Here is a 1,565-nt window from a genome sequence, read left to right as displayed (position 1 = left end):
TTCCTCGGAGAAATACCAGGGAAGCATGAATTTGGATTCGAATACCTCGCCACTGTGTGCGACCCGGCCATCTAGGGTGGCGGCCATCCATCGGAGGGTCGGATGCCGGACCCATTTCTGGACGTCCGTTATGACGCGCCCTGTATTGGCCTCGTACCAATGCCGGTTGAGTTCCTCGGTGACGAGGCCGAGTTGAACGATGAGATTACCGGAGAGGTCCTCTGGTTCCGCCTCACCACGCTTCTCCCGCCATAGGCGGAGCAGGGCGCTCTCATCGCTTCCCATGATGATCCGGGCGTCGGAACCTCCGATGAAAGATCGGCGACCCGGAGGCGATTGGTTTTCCACCATTGGCGCTTTCCTTAACAGATTAAATTATATCGTATAATATAAAAACAATTGAATACGAAGTCAATCGAAAAACGATCACATTGACGCGAATCAGCGGTTTTGGCCTCTTGGCTCGTCATGATCACGGCTGCGCAGTGCCGGGCGGCAAGGGGCCTTCTTGATTGGACCCAGCAGGAACTCGCCGATGCTGCGCGCATCGGGGTCGCCACGCTTCGTCAATTTGAAGGGGAGGGAGCGGAAACGCGTCAGGCGACCCTCGCAGTGTTGAAATGGGCGCTCGAATCAGCCGGCGTCGAGTTCATAGACGAGAACGGAGGCGGCCCGGGTGTCCGGCTGCGAAAGCGCCAACTGAAGAAAGGCTAATTCGCTTGTGGAACGCGCGATTCAAGCGACCAACATTCCAAATTGTGCCGCTGTTCTGAGGACAGCCATTCGTACCGATGTCGTCGGCGAGCAGGGCGGCGAGATCCGTCGCCAGCGCCGCTGCAGCGACGCCGATGAGATTGAGCTCGGGCGCATAGGTCTTCGCGATGATGCATGTGAATAAGGCCTCACCATTTTGGTTGTCGAAGTCGGCCGGGCGGATCAACGCGTAAGCCATTCACGATCGACGATCGGGCTCGGATCCTTCGGCGGTGTAGCCGCGCGTGCGGCGCCACGCGGCACCGCCGTTGCCGGAGAGCCATTCGATGGCCTCCCCTTCAGTGTGGAATCCGGAGATGTGCTCCTGCCGACCGCTCGGATGGGTGGCGACGAGCCGCCATCCCGCGCCGACCTTAATGGGCGTCGGATCAAACTCGACTGTCGCGTGTTTCGCCATCGGCCAAATATGCATCTGCCAGGGTCAGCTCCAACGAAATGTCCGGCACCCCCCGACTGGCAGCGCCGGAAGTTCTCGTTCTGCGCATAAGCGCGCGGTTGTTAGCTCGTGATGACTTCGGCGATCGTAGCCGGCATGGTTCGGGGATAGCTATCGAGACAGCGCGCGAGAGACAGCCTCTGCCGCTTCGGATGCACCCATGAAAAGTCTGAGCGGGCGGTTTGGAAATGGCGCGAATCCAAAGTTGCGATAAAACGCCGCTGCCTTGGGCGGCTTGCGCCGCGTCATGCCACTTGCTATCATGATATCAATGTGAGTTGAGCCAAATAGAGTTGAACATGGCCCAGATCATTGTGCGTGACGTGGATGACGACGTGAAAGAGCGGCTGCGGCG

Annotated in this window: 3 protein-coding genes; all 3 read right to left on the bottom strand. The window is 58.8% G+C overall.

What is annotated here, in order from left to right:
- Positions 1 to 351 (bottom strand): YqaJ viral recombinase family protein (locus WB528_RS01995; protein WP_423886751.1); only part of this gene is annotated, 351 nt, incomplete at its 3' end.
- A 298-nt stretch (positions 352 to 649) separates the two neighbouring features.
- Positions 650 to 952: a hypothetical protein gene (locus WB528_RS01990; RefSeq protein ID WP_423886750.1), complete on the bottom strand. Its 303-nt coding sequence runs from the start codon at positions 950 to 952 to the stop codon at positions 650 to 652.
- Positions 953 to 1,171: a hypothetical protein gene (locus WB528_RS01985; protein WP_423886749.1), complete on the bottom strand. Its 219-nt coding sequence runs from the start codon at positions 1,169 to 1,171 to the stop codon at positions 953 to 955.
- Positions 1,172 to 1,565 lie beyond the last annotated feature (394 nt).

Origin of the sequence: Bradyrhizobium sp. (genome assembly GCF_049586575.1) — a bacterium.
In the GTDB taxonomy this organism is placed as follows: Bacteria; Pseudomonadota; Alphaproteobacteria; order Rhizobiales; family Xanthobacteraceae; genus Bradyrhizobium.
The sequence above is the reverse complement of the archived record's forward strand: the minus strand, read 5'-3'. Positions and strand labels throughout refer to the sequence as shown.